Here is a 24,872-nt window from a genome sequence, read left to right as displayed (position 1 = left end):
ATGCGTATGCCGACTATTTTGAAAATCCTGCTGGGCAACAAGAAAGCCGCCTTCGGCCTCTTCATCGTGGTCAGCTTCGTGCTGATGGCACTGTTCGCCCCTCTGCTGGCCAGCAATGAGCCGACCAAGCGAGTCTCCCGTCCGCACCAGCCCCCCAGCGCCGAATACGTGATGGGCACCACCCGCATGGGCCACGATATCTGGTCCCAGTTTGCCAACGGTGCCCGCATCTCCCTGATGGTGGGCTTCGGAGCCGGCATACTGGTGTGCGCCCTCGCCATCACGGTCGGCATCACCGCTGGCTACTTTGGCGGCGTGATCGACGAGTGCCTCACCTTCCTGATGAACGTGGTGCTGGTGATCCCCAACCTCCCCCTGCTGCTGGTGCTCGCGAGCTTCATCGGGGAGGCGTCACCGACGGTGATCGCGCTCATCATAGGCTTTACCTCCTGGGCCTACGGCGCGCGGGTCATCCGGGCCCAGACCCTGGCCCTGCGGGAAAAAGAGTTCGTCATCGCCGCCGAGGTGCTGGGGGAGCCGGCCTGGCGCATCATTCTGGTGGAGATACTGCCGAACCTCATCTCCATCATAGGGGTGAGCTTCATCGGCTCCATCATCTACGCCATCGTCACCGAGGCGACCCTGGAGTTCCTGGGGCTCGGCGATCCGACCGTGGTCAGCTGGGGCATCATGCTCTACAACGCCCAGACCTCCAGTGCCATCCTGGTGGGTGCCTGGTGGGAGATCCTGGCCCCCTGCTTCGCCATCGCCACCCTGGGCGCGGGCCTGGCCCTGCTCAACTTCGCCATCGACGAGATAGCCAACCCGCAACTGCGCTCCCACAAGGGATTGCATCGCTGGAAAAAACTCGCCGCGCCCGTCTCAGCACCACAGGAGAGGACAGCATGAACAAGCAACCCCTGCTGTCGGTACGCAACCTCTGCGTCGACTACATCACGGAGAGCGGCGACGTGCGCGCCGTCAACTCGGTCAGTTTTGACATAGCCCCGGGGGAGGTGTTCGGCCTCGCCGGCGAGTCCGGCTGCGGCAAGTCCACGGTCGCCTTCTCGGTGGCCCGGCTGCACAAGCCGCCCGCTTACATCAGCGGCGGCGAGATCCTGTTCAAGGGAGAGAACATACTCCACTACGGCGAAGCGCGGCTGCGCTCCTATCGCTGGCAACAGGTATCCGTGGTGTTCCAGTCCGCCATGAACGCCCTCAACCCAGTGCTGCGCATGGAAGAGCAGTTCTGCGACGTGCTGCTGGCCCACAATCCCGGCATGACCCGTTATGAGGCGATCAAGCGCGCCCAGGTGCTGCTGGAGATAGTCGACATCCATCCGAGCCGGCTCAAGGATTATCCGCACCAGTTTTCCGGCGGCATGCGCCAGCGGCTGGTGATCGCCATCGCCATGGCGCTGAACCCCGAGCTCTTGATCATGGATGAGCCGACCACGGCGCTCGATGTGGTGGTGCAGCGAGAGATACTGCAGAAGGTCTATGCCCTGAAAGAGCAGTTCAACTTCTCCATTTTGTTTATCACCCACGACCTCTCCTTGATGGTCGAATTCTGCGATCGCATCGGCATCATGTACGCCGGTGAGCTGATCGAGGTGGCGCCTTCCAAGGCGATCCTGACAGCTCCGCTGCACCCCTACACCAAAGGGCTAGGCAACTCCTTCCCGCCCCTGCACGGCCCGAAAACCGTGCTGGAAGGGATCCCCGGCACACCGCTCAACCTGCTGGAGGTGCCGGTCGGCTGCCGCTTCCAGGCCCGCTGTGGCAAGGTGCACGATCGCTGCCGCCAGGAGTACACCCGCCTGGTCGAGATCCGCCCGGGGCAACAAACCGCCTGCCACCTTTATGAGGCGCAGGATGAGCAACCGGATCCCGTTTTCTATCTGGACAAGGCCGCTGGCTGTTAAGGATGTCTGTCATGCAAATCGCCCAAACCGACGCGCCCATCATCGAAGTCCAGCACCTCTACAAGGACTTCCCCGTCAACTCCAATGCCATCAAGAGCGGCAAGATGCGGGCCCTCTCCGACATCACCTTCAACCTGCACCGGGGCCGCGCCCTGGCGGTGGTGGGGGAGTCGGGCTCCGGCAAGAGCACCATCGCCAAGATCATCGCCAAGATGTACAAGCTCTCCAGCGGCCGCATCCTCTATCGCGGCCGGGATCTGGAGGAGTTCAACAAGGGCACGGCCCTGCTCGACTATCGCCAGAGCGTGCAGATGGTGTGGCAAGACCCCTTCGGTTCTCTCAACCCGACCCACACCATCTACCACCACATAGCCCGCCCCCTGCTGCTGCACAGCAAGGTGATCGACAAGAAAGATCTGCCCGAGATGGTCTATACCCTGCTTGAAAAAGTGGGACTGACCCCGGCCAAGGCCACGGCGGCCAAGTACCCCCACCAGCTCTCCGGCGGCCAGCGCCAGCGGGTCAACATAGCCCGCAACCTGGCGGTGGAGGCGGAAGTGGTGCTGGCGGACGAACCCACCTCCATGCTCGACGTCTCCATTCGCATCGGCATCCTCAACCTGATGGAGCAGATGAAAAACGAGCTGGGGGTCTCCATGCTCTACATCACCCACGACATCGCCACCGCACGCTATGTGGCGGAAGACTTGGCGGTGATGTACGTGGGTCACATGGTGGAGTGGGGCGAGGTGGACGAGATACTGCACCACCCGCAGCACCCCTACACCCAGCTGCTCATCTCGGCGGTGCCCGACCCCGAGAAGAGCATCCACGCCGCGCTGGAGGGGGGCCGCAAGGGGGAGATACCGCTCTGGACGCCGGACTCCTGTGGCTGCCCCTTCGCCGGGCGCTGCAACCAGGCGATGGCCCGCTGCAAGGATGAGCTGCCCCCCATCACCAAACTCGCCGACAACCACTTCGTGCGCTGCTATCTCTACGAGTGATACTCGCCACTAAAACGGCCGGACAAGCCAGTCCGGCCATGCCTCGATGCGGGGCCACCACGGCCCCGCTATGTGCCTCACCGCAATGGGGTGAACCACAGGAGCAATACCTTGATGGAACTCTTGATCAATCAGGTGGGTTACGAGCGCGACGGGCACAAGGTCGCCCTGCTACAAACCTCCCCTGCCCATGATCTCGGCGGCTATGTCAGGCTGCAACGCTTAAGCGATGGCCAGACGCTGTTTGAAACCCAACTGCAAGCGGCCGGTGAGGTCCCTGGCTGGCAGGGCCGCGCTTACCTAAGCGCCGACTTCTCCGCATTCAAGGAGCCCGGCCACTACCGGCTGGAGGCGATCACTGCCCCCACAGGCGCAGCCGCCACGGAGCAGCGCATAGTCCGCTCTACCCGCTTCGCCATCGGCCAGGATCTGCTGGCCAGCCGCTGCCTCTCCGACGTCATTCACTACTTCAAGGGCCAGCGCGCCAGCGGCGCCTTCGATCGAGCCGACCGCACTGCCTGCCTGTTTGGCACCGACCAGCACAAAGATGTGCACGGCGGCTGGTTCGACGCCAGTGGCGACATGAGCAAGTACTTGAGCCACCTCTCCTACGCCAACTACCTCAACCCCCAGCAGACCCCCATGGTAGTGTGGGCCCTGCTCAAGTGCCGGGAACTGCTGGCCCCACGCCGCGACATAGACGGGGTGAACCTGTGCAAGCGGCTCAATGACGAGGCGCTGCACGGCGCCGATTTCCTCTGCCGGATGCAGGATGAGTCGGGCTTCTTCTTCATGACGCTGTTCGACAAGTGGAGCAAGGACCCGGAGCAGCGCGAGCTGTGCGCCTACGCCACCCAGCAGGGGATCAAATCCGCCAACTGGCAGGCCGGTTTCCGGCAAGGGGGGGGCATGGCTATCGCCGCGCTGGCCCGCGCCGCCCGCGAGAGCGTCAGTGGCGACTTCGATGCCAGCCGCTACGCCGAGGCGGCCAGCCGTGGCTATCTGCACCTGCGCGAGCACAACCTCGCCTATCTCGACGACGGGACCGAGAACATCATCGATGACTACTGCGCCCTGCTGGCCACGGTCGAGCTGACCAAGACCCTAGGCCATGAGTGGCTAAGCGAGGCGAGAGTGTGGGCCAGCAAGCTCTGCGCTCGCCAACGCATCCATCCGGAGCTGGGTCACTACTGGTCGGCCAATGAGGATGGTTCACGCCCCTACTACCACGCCGCCGAAGCGGGTCTGCCGGTGCTGGCGCTGCTGGAATATTTAGGCGTAGAGCCGGATCAGGGGCGCAGGGCTCAGGTGAAAACCGTGGTGCAGCAGGCGCTGGCCGCCGAGCTGGCACTTTGCGCCCAAGCAGGCAACCCCTTCTCCCTCGCCCGCCAGTATGTAAAAGGGGTGGATGAAGCGCCTCGCGTCAGCTTCTTTATGCCCCACCACAACGAATCCGGTTACTGGTGGCAGGGGGAGAATGCCCGACTGGCCTCCCTGGCCGCCATGGCCTTTGCCGCCGCCGAGCAGCTCCCGCAGCAATCCGGGCCGCTGCTCGGCTTCGGCCAGCGCCAGCTCGACTGGATCCTGGGGCAGAACCCGTTCAACGTCTGCATGCTGGCGGGCCACGGCATCAACAACCCGGGCTACACAGCCGGTTATCCCAATGCCCTCGGCGGCATCTGCAACGGCATCACAGCAGGGTTCGATGATGAAAACGACCTTGCCTTCATTCCTGAGCAGTACAAGGATCGGCTGGATCAGAACTGGCGCTGGGGGGAGCAGTGGATCCCGCACGCCGCCTGGTTTGCCCTCGCCATCACTTGGCAGAGCGCGCAGGGAGGTCGCCATGATTGAGAGCAGCTCGGACATCATTAGCCCTGGAGGAGAGCAGTGGATCCTCCATACATTCCGCCTGGTTTTCCCTCGCCATCACTTGGCAGAGCGCGCAGGGAGGTCGCCATGATTGAGAGCGGCTCGGACATCATTAGCCCTGGGGAAGAGCAGTGGATCCTCCATACATTCCGCCTGGTTTGCCCTGATCATCAGCTGGCAGAGCGCACAGGGAGGACAGCATGATTGAGTACTGGGTCGGTGTGGATGGCGGCGGCACTCACACCCGCGCCCGCATTCGGGACAAGGCGGGCAAGCTCTTGGGTGAGGGGCGCGCCGCCGGATCCAACCTGGAGCTCGGCATAGAGGTCGCCCACACCAACGTGCTGGCCGCCATCGATCTGGCCAGGGTTGAAGCCGGATTGGGTAACGATTCACAGCAACGGATGGGAGTCGGGCTGGCGCTTGCCTCCGCCGAGCTGGCGGAGTGCTATCACGCCATGCTCGAAATGCCCTTTCCCTTTGCCAGCGTCAGGCTCACCTCCGATGCCTTCGGTGCCTGCCTCGGTGCCTTTGGCGGCGAGGAGGGGGCCATCCTCATCGCCGGCACTGGCTCGGCCGGGCTCATCTATCGCCACGGTCAGCTGCACACCTGTTCCGGTCGCGGTTTTCCCATTTCGGATCTGGGCAGCGGTGCCTGGCTGGGGCTGCGCGCTATCCAGCAATCCCTGCTCTGCCACGACGGCATCCTGCCCCCCAGCACGCTGGCCATCCGCTTGCTCGATCACTTCAAACGGGATCAGGCCGAAGTGGTGCGCTGGGCCGCCCGCGCCATTCCCGCCGACTACGGCCGCTTCGCCCCCTGGGTGTTCGATGCCGCCAGCGACGGCGACGAGCTTGCCTGCCAGCTGCTTGACGAGACCTGCGCCCAGCTGAATACCCTGCTGGAGGGGATGCAGCAGCTGGGAGCCAGCCAGATTGCCCTGCTCGGCGGCATCGGCATGCGCCTCGCTCCCCGGCTGGCGCACCTCAATCTGGTCAACCCCAAGGCCGATGCACTGGAGGGGGCCATACTGTTTGCCCAGTCGGAGGCGTTCCCATGTCTGCACTACTGAGCCTTGTCCAATTTGATCTGCCCGCCGGCGGGGACAGGATCCCCCTCTGCCCGCTCCGGGGAATACCCATGCCTGCACTTTGGATCCCTCCCCGGGTTGACCAGTACCACAAGGAGATGATCGCCCTGTTTGTTCCCTTAACTCCATCAGAGGAATTTTCATGTCTGCACCCCTGATCCACACCCAGGTTGACCGACGCGATGGCGAGGACGTCTGGTTCCGATTCAACCTGAGCCAGTTGCCGGCAGCCCCCTGGAAACTTCACTTCTGCCTAGCACGCCACATAGATCCCGCCTCCCTCGAAGGTGCCAGACTGGAGCGTCAGAGCGGCAGCTACAAGGTGCTGATCCCGGCCGAGGGGCAAAGCGAGCTGCGTTTTTGCTGTCGCAACACCCCCATCAAGCGATTGTCTGACATGCCGCAGGGCTTCTTCCTGAGCCTGCCCGAGGCGAGCACTGGCCCCCAGCTGATGCCGGTCACCTTGCTGGAACAAGAGCTGGGCCTGCCGCCAAGCGGGCCCGGCGCCCCGGATCTGCCAGAGGTCGAGCCCCTCGCCGGCATAGTGCCCCAGCCGGATCAGCTGGTGCTGCTGGAGGGCAACTTCCGGCTGGCGGAGCGGGCTCATGTCAGCGGGCCCGGGTCGCTGACCGGCCTGCTGGCCCATTTCAACGAGCTGACAGGGCTGGCGCTGGAGCAGGATCATGATGCCGAGATCCGGCTGATCGAGGCCCCCCTGGCTGCCGAAGCCTATCGCCTCACCATCACGCCGGAGGGGGTGACCATAGCCGCAGCTGGCGAGGCTGGCTGGCGCCACGGCCTGACAAGCCTGGCCCAGTGGGCCCTGCAGCACGGAGAGAGCCTGCCCTGCATCGAGCTGGTCGATGCCCCCCGCTTCGGTTTTCGCGGCATCTTCCTCGACTGCGCCCGCCACTTTCAATCCGTCGCTAGCCTCAAGCGCCTGCTCAAGTTGATGAGCCTCTACAAGTTCAACCGCTTCCACTGGCATCTGACCGATGACGAGGGGTGGCGGCTCGAGATCAAGGCTTTCCCGCAGCTGACAGAGATTGCAGCCTGGCGCGGCCACGATCTGCCTGTGGGGCCCCAGCTCAGTGGCGGTCCCGAGCCCTATGGCGGCTACTATACCCAAAGCGAGGTACGCGAGCTGGTGGCTTATGCCAGCGGGCTCGGCATTACCGTCATCCCCGAGATCGACATCCCGGGCCACTGCCACGCCGCCATCAAGGCGCTGCCCGGGCTACTGATCGAGGACGCGGATCGCTCCCGCTACCTGTCGGTGCAATATTTCGACGACAACGTGCTCAACCCGGCCCTGCCCGGCACCTATCAGTTCCTGGAGGCGGTAATTGACGAGGTGTGCGAGCTGTTCCCGGGCCCCCTGGTACACATGGGGGGGGACGAGGTACCGACCGGAGTATGGACCGACAGCCCAGCCTGCCAGCAGTTGATGCAACGGCAGGGATATCAGGATTGCCGCGAGCTGCAGGGCCACCTGCTGCGCCACTGCCAACAGTATCTGGCCAGCAAGGGCAAGCAGATGCTGGGTTGGGAGGAAATATTGCACGGCGACAAGGTCAGCCGGGATGCCACCATCTTCGCCTGGACCAGCTTCCAGGCAGGGCTGGATGCCGCTGCTGCGGGCTATCCCGTTGTGATGGCACCGGCCCAGCACCTCTATCTGGATCTGGCCTGGAGCCAGGATCCCCGCGAACCCGGCCTCTATTGGGCGGGCACCCTCAATCTGGAGCAGGTCTATCGATGTGATCCTGCCCCGGCCGATTTCCATGCCAACGATAACATCCTGGGGGTGCTGAGCCCCTTATGGTCGGAACTGGTGACCTCTCGTGACCGTCTCGACTATATGTTGTTCCCGCGCATGCTGGCCACCGCCGAGGTAGCCTGGAGCGACGCCACCCGCAAGGCGTGGGATCACTTCGCCGCCCGCCTGCCTGGCCAGCTGCAGATCCTCGACCAGCTACAGGTGCGTTATCGGGTACCACAGAGGTAGTGTTATCTTTCTGTCTGGCGACCTTTGGGTCGCCTTTTTTACCATCCACCAACAAAAAACCAACTTTCCCCTACCATTCATCCGCCATTGTTGGCAAAATTCAGCCCCCTATGAAGCCGACTCGGCGCGCCCTGGCAATCACCTGCAACCACGCCCGGATCTGCCACAATAACAACGACAAAACTATCAACAAGAACATCGGAGCGTATTCCTATGGCTCGCAGAGACGTCCATACCCTGGACAGCGAAGTGGAGTTTCCTGCCGACGAACAACTCGTTTCCACCACCGACCTGCGCGGGGTGATCACCTACGCCAATCCCGCCTTCTGTCGCATTGCCGGCTACCCCGTTGAAGAGCTGGTCGGTCACAACCACAACCTGGTGCGCCACCCCGACATGCCCAAGGCCGCCTTTGCCGATCTGTGGGCCCGCCTCAAAGAGGGCAAGCCCTGGCGCGGCATGGTGAAGAACCGCTGTAAGGATGGCCGTTACTACTGGGTCGACGCCTATGTGACCCCCATCTACGAGGGGGGCAGGATCAGCGGTTACCAGTCGGTGCGCTGCAAACCGGAACCCCAGCTCAAGCGCGTCGCCAGCCAGACCTATCAGGCCCTGCTCAAGACGGAGCGTGGCTCGGCCAGCAGCCTCCCCTCTCTCAACCGCGTGCGCTTGCCGCTGCTCGGCTTGCTGCTGCTCGGCCTGCTCGGCTGGGCCTTTCTCAGCAAGGGTGCCATGACAGCCCTGCTGATGCTGCTGCCCCTGCTGCTCATCGGTGGCGCCTACTGGCGGGAAATATTCTCCCTGCCCCTCTACCTGCAGCAGCTCGGCCGGGAGTATGACAGCCTGACCCGGCTGGTTTATTCGGGTGACGGCCCGGGCGCCATCGCCGATTTTCACATCAAGATGCTGCAGGCCCGTATCCGTACCGTGCTGGGCCGGATCAGCGATGCGACCCATCCCCTGCAGACCCTGGCCACCAACCTGAAACAGGCATCCCATCAGGCCTGTCTCGACATCAACGAACAGGATGCCCAGACCCAGCAGATGGCTGCCGCCATGACCCAGATGGCCAGCACGGCTCATGAGATTGCCCACAACATTCAGGACTCCAACGGTCAGGTCAACGAGGCACGCAGCCGCTGCGAGCACACCAACAAACAGCTGAGCCAGACCGAACAGCGCATCGAGCAACTCGCCAAACAGGCTGAACTGGCGTTCAACTCTGCGGTAGAACTTGCCAGCGAGTCGGAGCGGATCGGCAGCGTCATGGGCGAAATTCAGGGCATAGCCGATCAGACCAACCTGCTGGCCCTCAACGCCGCCATAGAGGCGGCGCGGGCCGGTGAGCAGGGCCGCGGCTTTGCGGTGGTGGCCGACGAGGTGCGTACCCTGTCGACCCGCACCCATAAGGCGACCGAGCAGATCCAGGGCAGCATACAGCAGATCCAGCACACACTGGGACGCTGGAAGGGGATGATGCAGGAGAACCTGCAACAGACCCGCGAGTGCGCCGAGATGACCCGCCAGGGCGCCAGCAGCCTGCATTCCGTACTGGAAGAGATAGAGCTGGTCACTGAACACTCCACCCAGATCGCCGCCGCCGCCGAGCAGCAACAGGCGGTGGTGGAGGAGATCAGCCGCAGCATCAACCAGATATCCCAGTACTCCCAGGCCAATAGCCAGAAGATGCAGGAGGTCGACGACTCGAGTCAGGAGCTGCTGGAGCGCGCCAGACAGCTCAAGGGGCTCAGTCAGACCTTTGGTTGACGCCGGGTTGCCCCCCCACGACAGAAGCGCCACAATGGCGCTTCTGTCGTTTCTGGAGAGTCATGACCCATGAGAATAGAGCCAGCCCCTGCCACCCTGAACAAGGTCGCCCGCATCGAGGCGATCCTCGCCCTGATCCCGGCCGGCAAGGTGGTCAGCTATGGTCAGGTGGCGGATCTGGCTGGGCTGCCCGGTCGAGCCCGACTGGTGGGCAAGGTGCTGCGGGAAACGGACAAGGTGCTGCCCTGGCATCGCGTGCTGGGCGCAGGCGGCACTATTTCACTGCCAAAAGGGTCGACTGGCTTTATGGAACAGACGGGGCGATTGCAGCAGGAGGGGGTGCCTGTGGTAGGCGGAAGGGTAAAGATGCGGGAGTGGCAATGGCAGCCCGACCTCGCCGAGCTGCTATTCCTCATCCCTTTTTAAAGCGCTGCTATTTTTTGTTAAACCAGAGCGCTGCGGTTTCTCATGATGTTCTGTTGAGTCACAGCGCGGCTATCTGTCTTGGTTTCCTTTCGAATCAAAGAGCAGTCATGCCTCCTTGTTCCCTTTCAAGTCACAGTGTGAGGGGAGCCAGGATCTCGTCGCTGCGCACCTGCACGGGTATGGTTTCATACTCCCGTTGCAGCAACACCAGCAGACTCTGCCTGTCTACTTCCAGCACATAGGCAGTCCCTTCCCGGGTCAAGCAGGTCATTCCCGGCCGGATCTCGTTAATCTCCATCACAACCTCCATGTACAGCGCTGCCATCCTTGCAGCCGTTTCAGTATACCGTCATCTCCCAACAAAAAGGCCCCTGCAAGGGGCCTCTTTCATCATAGTGTGAACTGCGCGCCATCACGCCTTCTTCGACTTGGCCAGGCTCTCCTGCCACTTGCCGTTGTCGTAGTGCGCCGTCCAGCCCGTCGCCTTGCCGTTGACCTCCGTCATCACGTACTGCTCCTTGGTCTTGCGACTGAAGCGAACGATGGAGGCGTTACCGTCAGGATCTGACGCCGGAGCGTCAGCCAGGTACTGGTGCTTGGGCGAGAGGCGATCCTTGAAGCGCTTGAGCTCTTCCACCAGAGGCGCACGGGTCTCGCGGGATTTCGGGAAGTTGCTGGCGGCCAGGAACAGGCCCGCCGCCCCGTCACGCAGCACGAAGTATGCATCGGACTGGGTGCACTTGAGCTCGGGCAGCGGTACAGGATCTTCCTTCGGCGGCGCTATGTCGCCGTTTTTCAGGATCTTGCGGGTGTTCTTGCAAGTCTCATTGGTACAGCCCATGTACTTGCCGAAACGGCCGTTCTTGAGCTGCATCTCGGAGCCGCAGCGATCGCACTCTATGCTGGGGCCTTCATAACCCTTGAGCTTGAACTGGCCCTTCTCGATTTCGTAACCGTCGCAATCCGGGTTACGACCACAGACATGCAGCTTGCGGCTGTCGTCGATGATGTAGGCGTCCATGGCGGTGCCACAGACACCGCAGCGGTGCTTGGCACGCAGCGCCTCGGTTTCGGCCTCGTCACCGTCGGTGGCGGAGACAAATTCGTCGGCGGAGACCAGGTTGATGGTCTTCTTGCAGCGCTCTTTCGGCGGCAGGGCGTAACCGGAGCAACCGAGGAAGACGCCGGTGGTGGCGGTACGAATGCCCATCTTGCGGCCGCAATCCGGGCAGTCGATGTCGGTCAGCACCATCTGGTTGGCACGCATGCCACCCTCTTCCGCATCCCGATCCGCTTTTGCCAGCTCCTGAGTAAATTCTTCGTAGAAGGCGTCCAGCACCTTCTTCCACTCCAGGCTGCCTTCGGCGATGCCATCGAGCTTGTCTTCCATCTTGGCGGTGAACTCGTAGTTCATCAGCTCGACGAAGTTCTCCACCAGACGGTCGGTGACGATTTCACCCATCTTCTCGGCGAAGAAACGGCGGCTCTCGACCCGCACATAACCGCGATCCACGATGGTGGAGATGATGGAGGCGTAGGTAGACGGACGGCCTATGCCGCGCTTTTCCAGCTCGCGCACCAAGGCCGCTTCGGTGAAGCGCGCAGGCGGCTTGGTGAAGTGCTGGCGCGGATCCAGCTTGATCAGTTTGAGCACCTCGCCCACTGTCACCGCCGGCAGCTGGCTGTCTTCGCCCTTGCGCCCCATGGGTGGCAATGCCTTGGTCCAACCGGCGAAACGCAGGGTACGACCACGGGCCTTGAGCTCGAACTCACCGGCCTTGACGGTCAGGGTGGAGGAGTCGTACTGGGCCGGTGTCATCTGGCAGGCCACGAACTGGCGCCAGATGAGATCGTACAGACGCATTGCATCCGGCTCCATGCCTTCCAGCATCTCGGCAGTCACCAGCACGCTGGAGGGACGGATCGCCTCGTGAGCCTCCTGGGCGCCAGCCTTGGAACCATACAGATTCGGCTCGGCCGGTAGATAGGCGGCGCCATACTGCTCACCGATATATTCACGCAGCGCCTCGACCGCCTCTTTGCTGAGGTTGGTGGAGTCGGTACGCATATAGGTGATGTAACCCGCTTCATACAGACGCTGGGCCATCATCATGGTCTTCTTGACCCCGAAGCTCAGACGGGTCGATGCCGCCTGTTGCAGGGTGGAAGTAATGAAGGGGGCGGACGGCTTGGAGCCGGTCGGCTTGTCTTCCCGGTTCACCACCTTGTAGTCGACCCCTTCCAGAGCGGCCACGGCGGCAAAGGTCTCAGCCTGGGTGACTGGCTTGAAGTCGGCGCCGTTGCGGCTGACCACTTCCATGCGCAAGTCGGCCTTGTCACCGGTCAGCAGATCGGCGTTGAGATCCCAGAACTCGACCGGTACGAACGCCTTGATCTCGCGCTCTTTATCGACGATGAGACGCACGGCAACAGACTGCACCCGGCCGGCAGAGAGGCCACGGGCCAGCTTCTTCCACAGCAGGGGGGAGACCATGTAACCCACTACCCGGTCGAGGAAACGACGGGCCTGCTGGGCATTGACGCGGTGGATGTTCAGCTCGGATGGCTGGGCAAACGCCTCCTGAATCGCAGTCTTGGTGATCTCGTTGAACACCACCCGCTTGTAGCGGCTGTCGTCACCACCGATGATCTCGCGCAAGTGCCAGGCGATGGCCTCTCCCTCTCTATCCAAGTCGGTTGCGAGATAGATGGTGTCGGCCTTGGCGGCCAGACTTTGCAACTCACTGACCACTTTCTCTTTGCCGGGCAAAATCTGGTAGTTGGCCTGCCAGCCTGCGGTCGGATTGATCCCCATCCGTGAGAACAGGGCATTGCGATCCTTGGCAGCCTTCTCTGATTCGCTCAGCTTTATACCGCGAATGACAGGTTTTTTGGGCTCGTTGCTAGCGCTGCCACTGGTGGGCAGATCGCGAACATGACCGACGCTGGATTTCACCACGTAGTCCTTGCCCAAATATTTATTGATGGTCTTGGCCTTGGCCGGAGACTCCACTATGACCAGTGATTTGCCCATGCTGTAACTATTATCCTCATTGCACCCGACGGGGTTGGTGTGCGGTTTTGTGGGGCTGTATAAGAGATTTGACGCGAAAAAGCAATCTTGTGAGCAAATTAGCTCACCAGCCCGAACCACCTGACCTCTTTATTTATTAATGCGAAGCCGAGCCTTGGGAAGCAACCGCTTTTTTATTTTTATGCCATATCCACCCCTTTTTTATATTTGAAACGACATAACAAACCGCTCTTGCAACATAACAAACCACTTTAGTTATCAGCTTGTTACAAAAGACAAAATCTCCTTATAATGGCTGCATCCCGCAGCTTTGTGCGCGGAAGGAACCGCTACCCATATAAAAATCGAAAGGATGTACTCAATGAAGCACTTCGAGGTCAATTTCGACGGCCTGGTCGGCCCGACCCACAACTATGCGGGCTTGTCCTACGGCAACGTTGCCTCCCAGAGCAATGCCAAGGAAGCGTCCAATCCCAAGGAGGCCGCCAAGCAGGGGCTGCGCAAGATGAAGGCGCTGACCGAGCTTGGCATGACCCAGGGGGTGCTGGCACCGCAGGAGCGGCCGGATCTGGCTACCCTGCGCCGTCTCGGCTTCACCGGCAATGATGCAAGCGTGCTGGCCCAGGCTGCGAAACAGGCACCCGCCGTGCTGGCCGCCTGTTATTCAGCTTCCAGCATGTGGACCGCCAACGCCGCCACCGTCTCCCCGAGTGCCGATACCCAGGATGGCCGCATTCACTTCACCCCCGCCAACCTGACCAACAAGTTCCACCGCTCCCTCGAACCCGAGGTGACGGGCCGCATACTGCGCGCCGTGTTCAACAACGACCGTCACTTCTATCACCACCAGCACCTGCCGGAAAACGATCACTTTGGTGACGAGGGCGCCGCCAACCACACCCGACTGTGTCGTGCCTACGGCGAATCCGGGGTCGAGTTGTTCGTCTATGGCCGCAGCGCGTTTGATGTCTCCCAACCCGCCCCCAAGCGCTATCCGGCCCGCCAGACCCTGGAAGCCAGCCAGGCCATCGCCCGCCTGCACGGTTTGAGTGAAGAGAGTGCCGTCTTCATCCAGCAGAATCCGGACGTGATCGATCAAGGGGTGTTTCACAACGACGTGATAGCGGTAGGCAACCAGAACGTGCTCTTCTTCCACCAGCAGGCGTTTCTCAATACCGAGTCGGCACTGGTCGAGGTGCGCAACAAGTTCGGCGAAGGCGAGCTGCACTTTATCGAGGTACCGACTGCCGAGGTGTCGGTACAAGATGCGGTGAAATCCTATCTGTTCAATACCCAGATCCTGACCCTGCCGTCCGGTGAGATGGCGATCATCGCCCCCACCGAGTGTCGTGACAATCCGGCGGTATCGGCCTACCTCGGCAAGCTCATCGCCCAGGGCACCCCCATCAAGCAGATACACTACATGGACGTGAAGCAGAGCATGCGCAACGGCGGTGGCCCCGCCTGTCTGCGGCTGCGGGTCGCCATGAACGATCAGGAGCTGGCGGCGGTCAACCCGGCCTGCCTCATCAACGACAGCCAGTTCGCCCGGCTGGATCAGTGGGTGGATCGCCACTACCGCGACAGTCTGGCGCTGGATGATCTGCGCGACCCGGCACTGGTACAGGAGTCCCGTACCGCACTGGACGAGCTGACCCAGATCCTCAAACTCGGCTCCGTCTACCCCTTCCAGCGCTGAGAACCTGTTCACGATCTTGCTGCGACAGAATGATAAACAGAGAGCCGGGCAATGCCCGGCTCTCTTGTTTCAACCCATTGAACTGTGCCTCAGCGCCAGGGGCTCTGCTGCCACAGCCGGCCGAGACTCGACTCCAGCGCCAGGCCCGCCTGCTGGCCCAGCTTCTGGGTCAGGCTCTTTGGCTTGCGATAGCTGATGCCGACCACCTTGTGGTGGCTGGCCTGGGCCAGAAGGTAGTCGTCGCTGGTGCAGAGGGTATCCACCAGCCCCAGCCCCTTGGCCTGGCTCGCCAGCCAATGTTCCCCCGTAGTGACACTGTCTATGTCGAGGTTGGGTCTGTGCTCGGCCACGAACGCCTTGAACCGCTCGTGGATGGCGCCCAGCTCCTCACGAAACTTTTCCCGCCCCAGATCATCGTTCTCACCGAACATGGTGATGGTGCGCTTGTACTGGCCAGCGGTGTGCATCTCGAATTCGATGTCGTGCTTTTTCAAGAGCTTGTTGAAGTTAGGCAACTGGGCAATCACGCCGATGGAGCCGACGATGGCAAAGGGCGCCGCCAGTATCTGATCTGCCACGCAGGCCATCATGTAGCCGCCGCTCGCCGCCACCTTGTCGATGGCTACGGTGAGCTTGATGCCCTTGTCCCGCAGTCGCTGCAACTGGGAAGCCGCCAGGCCATAGCCATGGACCACACCGCCGCCGGACTCAAGACGCAGCAACACCTCGTCACCGGACTGGGCGACCCCTATCACGGCGCTCACCTCTTCTCGCAGGGAAGCCACCTCTTTGGCATCCATGCTGCCGTTGAAATCGAGCACAAACAGGCGACTGCGTTCGTCTTCCGTCTTGGCACGGGCCTTGTGTTCGGCCTTGCGCGCCTTCTCCAGCTGCTTGCGCTCGGTCTTGCCGGCCAGCGCCGCCTGCAACTGGTAACGCCCTGCTTCCAGCTCGCTGGAGAGATCTGTCACCACCAGCTCACCCTTGCGGGATTTCGGCTGACGGCTGCTGATCACCATCAGGATGACGGCAGCTATGGCCAGCAGTAAGGTGAGGGTCTTGGCCAGGAACAGGCCATACTCGGTCAAAAATGCCACTTGATACTCCATAGTGAGTCAGTTTTTTCACATTCTAGGGAGTTTGCAGGGCTCGCGCAAAAACTCTGCGACAGCGGCTCAAAAAACACACTATTCAATCACAACCCCTCTATTTTCTTCACATTTTTGCCGTCTCATACTGGTCAAGTGCCGTGCGGGGTCAGTACACTTGCCCCTCTATTGCCGCGCGCATCTGCCACGAATTTGTTAACAGGAGTTGTCATGCTCGATTATCAGGCACCCCGGGATCTGCTCAAGGACAAGGTCATTCTGGTCACAGGTGCCGGTGACGGCATAGGCCGCGAAGCGGCTATCACCTATGCAGCCCACGGCGCGACCGTGATCCTGCTCGGCCGCACCAGTGCCAAACTCGAGGCTGTTTATGACCAGATTGAGGCCGCCGGTTATCCCCTTCCCGCCATAGTGCCGGTGGACCTGAAAGGGGCAACTGCCGCCCACTACCGCGGCATGGCCGAGACCTTCGCCCAGCAGTTTGGCCGCCTCGACGGCGTGCTGTTCAACGCGGGCCTGCTCGGCACCCTTTCTCCCTTCGAACATATTCAGGAGAAAGAGTGGGACGAGGTGATGCAGGTCAACGTGAAATCCGAATTCCTGCTGACCCAGGCGCTGCTGCCGCTGATCCGCCAGACCGCCAAGGAGCATGGTGAGGCCTCCATTGTCTACACCTCCTCCAGCGTGGGGCGCAAAGGCCGCGCCTACTGGGGCACCTACGCCATCTCCAAGTTCGCCATCGAAGGCATGATGGAAGTGCTGGCCGACGAACTGGAAAACACGGCTGTGCGAGTCAACACCCTCAACCCGGGCGGTACCCGCACCAAGATGCGTGCCAGCGCCTTCCCGGCGGAAGATCCCCAGCAGCTCAAGACGCCGGCCGACCTGATGCCGCTCTATCTCTACCTGATGGGACAGGACAGCCGTGGCAAAACCGGTCAGACCTTTGTGGCCCAGCCCAAATAAATCAACAAAATAACCGGAACCCTGCACCGCATGGGGTTAAATTCAATAGGGTGTCGTCGGCACCCTGTCGAAGGCCTTTATCAGATCCGATCCCTTATCAGGTTGAGATATGTTTCGTCCCAAGAGCACGTTTGAGCAATGGCGGATCTTTCAGGCCGTGGTGGACTGCGGCGGTTATGCCCAGGCCGCCGAGGCGCTGAACAAGAGCCAATCCTCTCTCAATCATGCGGTGGCCAAGCTGCAGCAGAGTCTGGGAGTCCCCCTGCTGGAAGTGAGGGGGCGCAAGGCGGTATTGACGCCGGCAGGGGAGATCTTCCTCAAGCGGGCCCGTCAGCTCAGCCAGCAGGTGGAAGAGCTGGAAAATCTGGCCAACAACCTGGAGCGGCAGTGGGAGCCGCAGATCAATCTCTATGTTTCCGTGCTGCAACCGCGGGAGCGTCTCTATCGGGCACTGGCCAACTTCTATCCCCGCAGCCGGGGCTGCCGCGTCAATCTGCACGAACGCATTCACTGCCACTTCAATGCATTGCAGGTAGGGGATCTCATGCTGTCCGAACACCTGCCCCAGGATCGCACCGGCCTGCCGCTGGACGAAGTGTGCCTGCTGCCGCTCTGCTCGGCCGAACATCCCCTCGCCGCCCTGACGGGGGCCGTCTCGACCGAGGAGCTCGCCAGCCACAACCAGATAAGCTTGCATCCCCCCATCCACCGCTCAGTGGACTGGAACGATGCGGACGACACCGGCTGGAAGGCGACCCACTATCACGAAGCCATCGCCATGCTCAAACTCGGCCTTGGCTATGCCTGGTTGCCCCGCCATCTGGTGCAGGAGGAGCTCGGCAGCGGCGCCCTGGTGCCACTGGATCTGGAGAGCGGCAACGAGCGCCATCTCTATACCTATCTGCTCACCCCGTCAGCCGATACCCTGGGCCCTGCTACCGAACTGCTGCTGCGCTGTCTTCGCAACGAATATCAGACCGATAACGACAAGTAACCTCGGTCAGCGACAGCGATACTGATATCTCAGCTCACGCCATCAACGGCCGATACTCTGGGCCCGGCCACCGAACTGCTGCTGCGCTGTCTGCGCAACGAATATCAGACCGATAACGACATGTAACCTCGGTCAGCGACAGCGATACTGATACCTCAGCTCACGCCATCAACGGCCGATACCCTGGGTCCGGCCACCGAACTGCTGCTGCGCTGTCTTCGCAACGAATATCAGACCGATAACGACAGATAAGCCCAAGCCGTCAGGCTGCCTGCGTCACCCATCGCCAACCGGTCACAGACCCGCCTCACACATTGGGTACCCGCCAGCAGGCGGCCAGTGCCGCCATCGCCAGTGCGGTCGCCACCATGAAGACACCATGAAAGCTCCAGATCTCGGCCACGGTTCCCGCTATGGCCCCCGCCATGATGGAACCGGTGCGGATGCTGTTGGCAAACAGAGTAGTCGCCACTCCGGCGCGCCCCGGCATCAGATCCTGGAAGTAGGACATGCCGATCCCCGCGACTATACCGATGAAGATGGCGTTGAGCAGTTGCAGCGCTATGAGGGCAGGCTGGCTCGACAAGGTGACCAGCCCCACGTAGAAAAACACCCCGGCCAGCACGGCCACCAGCATCATGGGGCGCTTGCCAAAGCGCTGGGTGTAGTAGCCTGCCAGCAACATGAAGGGGATTTCCAGGGCCGCAGCCGTGCCCATCAACACACCCGCCAGTTTCTCCTCCAGCCCCAGCTCGCGGGTAATGTAGAGCGGCATGTTGATGAGATACATGCTGTTGCAGGTCCACATCAGGGTGGAGGCGATAAACAGTGCCCGCACCGACGGGTCCCGCCAGCTGCTGACCCGTTCCACCTCGTTATTTGGCGTGGGCAACGGCAGGGAAGGCAGCCAGCGCCACACCACCAGCGCGCAGACAAGGTAGGCAAAGGCGGAGGCGAGATACATCACCTCGAAGCCATAGCCGATGGCCAGCGCGAAGGCGATGGGGGGACCAATCACCCAGGCTAGGGAAAACTGGGCCCGCAGCACTGAGCTGAACATGTCCGCTCGCTTGTTGCGGCTGTCGGCATATTCACGGGCCAGGGCAAACAGCTGGGGGCTGGCAGTAGCTGCCAGACTGGCCAGCACGACCCCCAGGCTTACCAGCAGCCAGTAGTTGCGATTCCAGGCGAACAGCAGGGAGAGCACTACACCCGCGAAGCAGCAGCGCAGGATCAGCTGCTTGCGATCCCCCTTGCTGTCGGAGCGGTGGCCAAGCCACTGGCTGATGAGGATGCCGACCACAGCGTTGACGGTGTAAAAGAGCCCGACCAGCAAGGGGCGCACCTGCACCTCTTCGGCCAGAAACAGGCTCAAGGTCGGTACCTGGAGCGCGACTGCAACCCCGGTCATAAAGGTCACGGCCAGAAAAGAGAGGGAGACGGGATCACGCCTCTGCAGGGCTGTGGTCAGCAGGCTCATAGGATTACCACTGGATTGGGGGATAAAAACTGGCCAAAATTCGGCAAGTGCATGAAATAGCGCCGCTTATTTTATGTCATTATCAAGAGTTACCTCAAGGCTTGCGACCCCGCGCCCGACCCCGTACATTGAAAGCCCACTGGCCAGTATAAGGATTTCACATGTTTGATTTTGACCGGGAAATAGATCGTCGCGACACCATGAGCCTGAAATGGGACAAGTACAAAGGCGAGGACGTGCTGCCCATGTGGGTTGCCGACACCGACTTTGTCTCGCCGCCCGCCGTCGTCGAGGCCCTCACCAAACGGGTCGCCCACGGTATCTTCGGTTACTCGCGCCCCTCTGCCCGGCTGATCGAACTCATCATAGGGCGTCTGGCAAGCCGCTACGGCTGGACCATACAGCCAGAGTGGCTCATCTTCCTGCCCGGCGTGGTACCGGGTCTGAACCTGGCGTGCAAGGCCTGGAGCCAGCAAGGCCGCGGCATCATCACCCCCAAGCCGGTCTACTACCCCTTCCTGCAAGCCCCCGGTTTCAACGACCGTCCCCTGCTCACAGTCCCCATGGTGGAAGAGGCGGGTCGCTGGGTGCTGGATCTGGAAGCGCTGGAGCGTCAGGCCCCGTTTGGTGATCTGCTGCTGCTGTGCAACCCGCACAACCCGGGTGGGACAGTATTTACCCGCGAGGAGCTCGAAGCCATCGATGCCATCGCCGAGCGCCACAATCTGGTGGTCTGCTCGGACGAGATCCATTGCGATCTGCTGCTGGACAAAAATGCCCGTCACATACCCTATGGCGCCATCAGCCCACAAGCCGCCGATCGCTGCGCCGTAATGATGGCACCGAGCAAGACCTTCAATATTGCGGGCCTGTGCTGCGCCTTCGCCGTGGTGCCCAACCCCCGCCTGCGCCTCAAGCTGCAACAGGCAATGCGCGGCATCAGCGCCGACGTCAACCTGCTGGGCTTTGTCGCGGCCGAAGCGGCCTATGAAGGGGGCGACCCCTGGCTTGCCGAACAGCTCGACTATCTGGCTGCCAATCTGGCGCTGATCGAGCAGGCGGTCGCCCGCTGGCCTGGCGTCACGCTGGCGCGCCATCAGGCGACCTACCTCGCCTGGATCGATGTCAGTGCGCTCGGGCTCGACGATCCCATCGCCTTCTTCGAACAGGCGGGAGTGGGGCTCTCCCCCGGCGCCCAGTTCGGCAATGGCCAGTTCGTGCGGCTCAACTTCGGTTGTACCAGGGCACGGCTGACCGAGGCACTGGCTCGGATGGAGAAAACGATCCAGACTCGCATCTGACGGCAATAGCGTATATTTTTGCAGCTGCATGTCGGCGGCAACCAACTACGCTTGAGCGCAGTCGTTGCGGGCCACAATGGTTGACTACATTGTGGCCCGCCGCTGAATAGACAACATGAGACGTCATACGGGATGGGCCAGGCCCATCCCTTTTATCAGCCATTTATCCGGTTCACTATGTACCCAAGCCCCTTGCTCCACCTGCCTGCCCTGCTACGAATCACCCTGCCCTGGCTGGCTGCTGCCCTGGCACTGCCCCTGCACGCCACCACGCCCACCAATCTCACCATTGGCACAGGGGCGCTCAACGGCGTCTACTATCCGACCGGAGGCGCCATCTGCCGCTTGCTGAACGAAGATAGTGCCAACAAGGGGCTGCACTGTTCGGTGCAGAGCACCTCAGGTTCGCTGGCCAACTTGAAGGAGCTGGGCCAGGGCAAAATCCAGCTGGCACTGGTGCAATCGGATGTGGTTCATCATGCCGCCAAGGGCACAGGCCCCTTCGTGGGCCAGCCGCCCAACGACCGGCTTCGCAGCCTGTTCAGGCTCCATCAGGAGTCGCTGACCCTGCTTGCCAGCGCCACCAGCAGCATCACTACCCTGGCTGACATCGAAGGCAAGCGGGTCGATCTGGGCAACCCGGGCTCGGGGGAGCGCGTCACCAGTCAGGCTCTGCTCGATGCCATGGGTTGGCAGGCAAGCAGCTTTGCCCCCGTCATCCCGGCCGCAGTCAACAGTCGGCTGGAAGGGCTCTGCGATGGCACTCTGGACGCCGCTTTCGTGGTGGCGGGCCACCCCAATCAGGGCATAGGGGACCTGACCGGTCGCTGCAAGGCGCGTATCATCCCTATCGAAGGAAAGCAGATCGACCGCCTGCTCAAGCATCACCCTTACTATCAACACAGCCGGATCGGCGCGAACCTCTATCCCGGACAGCCCACCAGCGTCAGTACCTTCGCCGTTACCGCCGAGTTGATCGCACTGGACAGCCTGCCCGAAGCCGAGGTGCGCACAGTGCGGGACGTGCTGACCGCGCGGCTCAAGCAATTTACCCGATTGCACCCGGCACTGACGCCCCTCACCCAGGACTCCATGCTGGCCGCGGCAGACGTACCACGCCATCCGGGCATGGAAGACGCCGCTCTGCCACTGCCGTCACTGACACCTGAATCCCTCACGGCCTCTGCGACAGAAGTGTCGGCGGCAACCCCCGCAATGGAAGCGGCCTCGGCTGCGCACGCCAGCAGCGAGGTGACAGTTCCCCCTGCGGGCACATCCGCCCCGGTGGCAACCCAGCCCGTCGCGGTACCGCCCACCTCGGCGGCAGTCTCTCCGGCAGCGGTTGCCCCCCCGGCGGCAAGCGACACAAAAGGGGGCTCGCCAAGCGCGACCGGTTCAACGAACGACGCGAGCCAGCCCTTGCCCGCCGCGCCCTCGGCGAACATCCCCAGCCAGTGATCCCGGGGATACCCAAGGCAAAGAGGCCACCCATTCGGGTGGCCTCTTTTTTTGTATCGTTTTATATCCCTTGGCCCGGCACACACAGCGAGAATAAAGGCGATAGATATACCATTTATTTCAGCCCTTTAACCTTGCCTGTTATCGGTTGTGATCGCGGCCGGACAAGTGACAACTCCCCCGGCTTATCCGAAACCGGCTCAGCGCTCAGCCGTGGGCTGCGGGGGATGGTAGGCATCCGGCCTTTGTATCTCCTCCTCCACCCAGTGCAGCAGTTGCTTGATGGCCCGTGACAACACCTGATTCTGACGCACCACGTATCCTAAGCTGGTGCCGGGAAAGTCGGTCAATCTGGTCACGGGGGCGGTGAGCTTGAGGCGCGGATGGAGCGAGAAGTCCGGCACTATGGCCACCCCGAATCCCGCCTCGGCCCAGTCGAGCTGGGCATCCACGCTGCCCACTTCCATGATGCGACAAGTAGGCAAACCGAGCAGGGGCAAGGAAGGATCTATCAGCGCCCGGGTGCGGGTATCGTGACCAAGCAGGATCAGGGTCGGCTCATCGAGGGGATCGCTCTCTCCCGCCTTCGCCCGCGCTTGCCAGCGGGCCAAGCCGTGTCCCAGCGCGCACCAGGTCACTTGCTGCAACTCTGTGTAGAACAGGGGTTCGCTGCGCTTTTGCGCCATCACGAAGCCAAGGTCCGCCTTGCCAGCCTTGACCAGCTCGGCCGCCTGATCCGACGTGGTATTGAACAAGGTGAGGTCGATGCCGGGAAACTCCTGCTTGAAACGCTGGAACGGCTGGATCAGCAGCAAGCGGGAAATGATGTCGCTGGCGGCGATGGCGAGCGTGCCCTGACTCAGCTGATTGAGGGCATTGAGGTCGGATTGGCACAGCAGCAACTCATTGATGGCGCGCTCGGCGCTTTGCAACAGGCGCTCCCCCGCCTGGGTCAGCCGGAACGGGCTGCGTTCAATCAGCTTGACCCGGGTAGCCTGCTCCAGATTCTTGAGGTGCAGGCTGACATTGGGCTGGGTCATGTGCAGTTCGGTGGCGGTGTGGCCGAAGTGCTGCAACCGTGCCAGGGTGACGAAGGTTTGCAGCCAGTGAATATCCAGCATGGGGATCCTTTTGTTTTCCACCTCTGCGCACCTTATGCCGGCCAGTGCAGCAGCACAGGTGTCTTGCCGATAACGCTGTCGTAATTATATGGCTCTCTTATCGGAATTATAAAGATAATTAATTTTTCTAATCCGCCTTAGCCTCCTAGGATGAACGCCTAACGTCTTAGGAGAAAGAGTCATGTCGTCTATCGTAGTCGTAGGTGCTAACTGGGGTGATGAAGGCAAAGGCCGCATCGTCGATTATCTGGCAGGTCAATCCGCCGCCAGCATCCGTTTTCAGGGCGGCAACAACGCCGGCCACACCGTCGTCAACGACCTGGGCACCTTCAAGCTGCACCAGTTGCCGAGCGGCGTATTCAACCCGGAGTGCCTGGTTGTCCTCGGCCCTGGCATGGTCATCAGCCCGGAGCCGTTGACCAAAGAGCTGGCTGAAGTGAAAGCCGCCGGCGTGACCCCGAAACTGGCCATCTCTGATCGCGCTACCTTCTGCCTGCCGATCCATGCGCTGGAAGATACCCTGGAAGAAGTCCGTCTGGGTGATGGTGCCTATGGCTCCACCCGTCAGGGCATTGCACCGGCTTACGGTGATCGGGTCATGAAAAAAGCGATCCTGGTCGGCTGGTTGAAACAGCCTGAAGTGCTGGTCGAGCGCATCCAGTTCTTCCTCGACTGGAAACTGCCGCAGCTCAAGGCCCTCTACCCGAGCTTCGAGTTCAGCCAGACAGCCCAGGAAATGGCCGACTGGCTGCTGGAAGTGTCCGCTCCCTGGATCGACGCCGTCTGCAACGTCAGCGAACCGCTCAAGGCCATCCAGGCCCAGAATGGCACCCTGCTGTTCGAAGCCCAGCTGGGCGCCGGCCGTGACCTCATCTACGGCGAATACCCCTGGGTAACTTCTTCCCACGTTTCCGGCGCTTACGCCGGCATCGGTGGCGGCCTGCCGGCCCTGCGCCCCGAGCGCGTGATTGCCGTGGCCAAGGCGTTCAGTACCTCTGTCGGTACCGGCACCCTGATCACCGCCATGGAGAACCAGGAAGAGTTCCGCAAGTTCGCCAACGAGTTCGGTGCCACCACTGGCCGTCCCCGTGACATCGGCTACTTCGACGCCGTTGCCACCAAGCAGGGTCTGGAGATCCAGGCCGCCAACGAGATCGCCCTGACCAAGCTGGACTGCCTCTCCGGCATGCCGGATCTGAAGATCTGCGTGGCCTACGAAGGTGCCAACACCGAGAACCCGATCTGGCCACAGACTGCCGGTCTGAAGCCGGTGTACGAGTCCATGGAAGCCTGGAGCGAAGACATCTCCCACATCCGCAAGTTTGAAGACTTGCCCCAGGCTGCCCAGCACTATGTGTTGCGTATCGAAGCCCTGTTGGGTGTGCCGGTCCCCATGGTCTCCGTCGGCCCGGGCCGCGAGCAGATGATACTGCGCTAAGCCGCCTGCTCTTCTGTCAGCACAATGTCAAAACCGGCCTCATGGAGGCCGGTTTTTTATGGTCGCCACACCACCAGTCACCTTCTCCCTTGCCGTCTCACCCCACCTTACCAATCTTTTACCTTTCAGATGCAGACCTGCTCACAATCAGCCACCTGAAACCTGATATTGAGCCTTGA

The 24,872-nt window shown here is 61.6% G+C and carries 19 protein-coding genes; 14 read left to right on the top strand and 5 right to left on the bottom strand.

Translation table 11 applies throughout. From position 1 onward, the window contains the following. The 8 genes from AACX78_RS07420 (at position 1) to AACX78_RS07385 (ending at position 10,093) form a co-directional block, all read left to right on the top strand. Positions 1 to 909 carry an ABC transporter permease gene (locus AACX78_RS07420; protein ID WP_159165803.1) on the top strand — a complete coding sequence of 303 codons (909 nt, stop codon included), beginning with the start codon at positions 1 to 3 and terminating at the stop codon, positions 907 to 909. Then, entirely contained in the window at positions 906 to 1,925 is a 1,020-nt protein-coding gene (locus AACX78_RS07415) for an ABC transporter ATP-binding protein (protein ID WP_159165802.1), read from the top strand. The genes AACX78_RS07420 and AACX78_RS07415 overlap by 4 nt, the downstream gene beginning before the upstream one ends. Positions 1,926 to 1,936: 11 nt before the next feature. Further along, the gene (locus tag AACX78_RS07410; RefSeq protein ID WP_021139062.1) at positions 1,937 to 2,929 is read left to right on the top strand and encodes an ABC transporter ATP-binding protein; all 993 of its coding nucleotides are present in this window, start codon (positions 1,937 to 1,939) and stop codon (positions 2,927 to 2,929) included. Between the two features lie 114 nt (positions 2,930 to 3,043). After that, positions 3,044 to 4,783, top strand: a complete 1,740-nt coding sequence (locus AACX78_RS07405; protein ID WP_159165801.1) for a glycoside hydrolase family 9 protein — start codon at positions 3,044 to 3,046, stop codon at positions 4,781 to 4,783. A 218-nt stretch (positions 4,784 to 5,001) separates the two neighbouring features. Next, complete coding sequence (locus tag AACX78_RS07400; protein ID WP_159165800.1) at positions 5,002 to 5,874, top strand: BadF/BadG/BcrA/BcrD ATPase family protein; 873 nt, start codon at positions 5,002 to 5,004, stop codon at positions 5,872 to 5,874. A gap of 160 nt (positions 5,875 to 6,034) precedes the next feature. Beyond that, entirely contained in the window at positions 6,035 to 7,900 is a 1,866-nt protein-coding gene (locus AACX78_RS07395; protein WP_159165799.1) for a beta-N-acetylhexosaminidase, read from the top strand. Between the two features lie 213 nt (positions 7,901 to 8,113). Then, entirely contained in the window at positions 8,114 to 9,667 is a 1,554-nt protein-coding gene (locus AACX78_RS07390) for a methyl-accepting chemotaxis protein (protein WP_159165798.1), read from the top strand. Positions 9,668 to 9,736: 69 nt separating this feature from the next. Beyond that, positions 9,737 to 10,093, top strand: a complete 357-nt coding sequence (locus AACX78_RS07385) for an MGMT family protein (RefSeq protein WP_065401248.1) — start codon at positions 9,737 to 9,739, stop codon at positions 10,091 to 10,093. A gap of 130 nt (positions 10,094 to 10,223) precedes the next feature. Here the strand turns inward: AACX78_RS07385 and AACX78_RS07380 are convergent, their stop codons facing one another. Further along, on the bottom strand, positions 10,224 to 10,391 hold the full coding sequence (locus tag AACX78_RS07380; protein WP_005312189.1) for a hypothetical protein: 168 nt from the start codon (positions 10,389 to 10,391) through the stop codon (positions 10,224 to 10,226). Positions 10,392 to 10,505: 114 nt separating this feature from the next. Next, entirely contained in the window at positions 10,506 to 13,127 is a 2,622-nt protein-coding gene (gene topA / locus AACX78_RS07375; RefSeq protein WP_111588236.1) for a type I DNA topoisomerase, read from the bottom strand. Positions 13,128 to 13,488: 361 nt separating this feature from the next. Here topA and astB point away from each other — a divergent pair, with 361 nt between their 5' ends. Beyond that, positions 13,489 to 14,826: an N-succinylarginine dihydrolase gene (gene astB, locus AACX78_RS07370; RefSeq protein ID WP_087756241.1), complete on the top strand. Its 1,338-nt coding sequence runs from the start codon at positions 13,489 to 13,491 to the stop codon at positions 14,824 to 14,826. 89 nt (positions 14,827 to 14,915) lie between these two features. Here the strand turns inward: astB and sohB are convergent, their stop codons facing one another. Next, positions 14,916 to 15,923 (bottom strand): protease SohB, encoded by a 1,008-nt coding sequence (gene sohB, locus AACX78_RS07365; RefSeq protein WP_159165797.1) that lies wholly within the window; start codon positions 15,921 to 15,923, stop codon positions 14,916 to 14,918. 222 nt (positions 15,924 to 16,145) lie between these two features. Here sohB and AACX78_RS07360 point away from each other — a divergent pair, with 222 nt between their 5' ends. Beyond that, the gene (locus tag AACX78_RS07360) at positions 16,146 to 16,901 is read left to right on the top strand and encodes a YciK family oxidoreductase (protein ID WP_021139072.1); all 756 of its coding nucleotides are present in this window, start codon (positions 16,146 to 16,148) and stop codon (positions 16,899 to 16,901) included. 109 nt (positions 16,902 to 17,010) lie between these two features. Further along, on the top strand, positions 17,011 to 17,895 hold the full coding sequence (locus AACX78_RS07355) for a LysR family transcriptional regulator (protein ID WP_005312172.1): 885 nt from the start codon (positions 17,011 to 17,013) through the stop codon (positions 17,893 to 17,895). Between the two features lie 307 nt (positions 17,896 to 18,202). Here the strand turns inward: AACX78_RS07355 and AACX78_RS07350 are convergent, their stop codons facing one another. After that, positions 18,203 to 19,375 (bottom strand): MFS transporter, encoded by a 1,173-nt coding sequence (locus tag AACX78_RS07350; protein ID WP_005312169.1) that lies wholly within the window; start codon positions 19,373 to 19,375, stop codon positions 18,203 to 18,205. A gap of 161 nt (positions 19,376 to 19,536) precedes the next feature. On the opposite strand from AACX78_RS07350, the gene AACX78_RS07345 reads away from it, so the two are divergent. Then, positions 19,537 to 20,676, top strand: a complete 1,140-nt coding sequence (locus AACX78_RS07345; protein ID WP_159165796.1) for a MalY/PatB family protein — start codon at positions 19,537 to 19,539, stop codon at positions 20,674 to 20,676. A gap of 177 nt (positions 20,677 to 20,853) precedes the next feature. Further along, positions 20,854 to 22,134 carry a TAXI family TRAP transporter solute-binding subunit gene (locus tag AACX78_RS07340; RefSeq protein ID WP_201302809.1) on the top strand — a complete coding sequence of 427 codons (1,281 nt, stop codon included), beginning with the start codon at positions 20,854 to 20,856 and terminating at the stop codon, positions 22,132 to 22,134. 200 nt (positions 22,135 to 22,334) lie between these two features. Here the strand turns inward: AACX78_RS07340 and AACX78_RS07335 are convergent, their stop codons facing one another. Then, the gene (locus AACX78_RS07335) at positions 22,335 to 23,255 is read right to left on the bottom strand and encodes a LysR family transcriptional regulator (protein WP_058393458.1); all 921 of its coding nucleotides are present in this window, start codon (positions 23,253 to 23,255) and stop codon (positions 22,335 to 22,337) included. 181 nt (positions 23,256 to 23,436) lie between these two features. Here AACX78_RS07335 and AACX78_RS07330 point away from each other — a divergent pair, with 181 nt between their 5' ends. Further along, complete coding sequence (locus tag AACX78_RS07330; RefSeq protein ID WP_159165794.1) at positions 23,437 to 24,693, top strand: adenylosuccinate synthetase; 1,257 nt, start codon at positions 23,437 to 23,439, stop codon at positions 24,691 to 24,693. Positions 24,694 to 24,872 lie beyond the last annotated feature (179 nt).

The sequence above is a fragment of the Aeromonas sp. 9A genome, from assembly GCF_963900955.1.
Lineage (GTDB): Bacteria > Pseudomonadota > Gammaproteobacteria > Enterobacterales > Aeromonadaceae > Aeromonas > Aeromonas salmonicida.
This window is presented reverse-complemented; position numbering and strand designations above follow the sequence as displayed.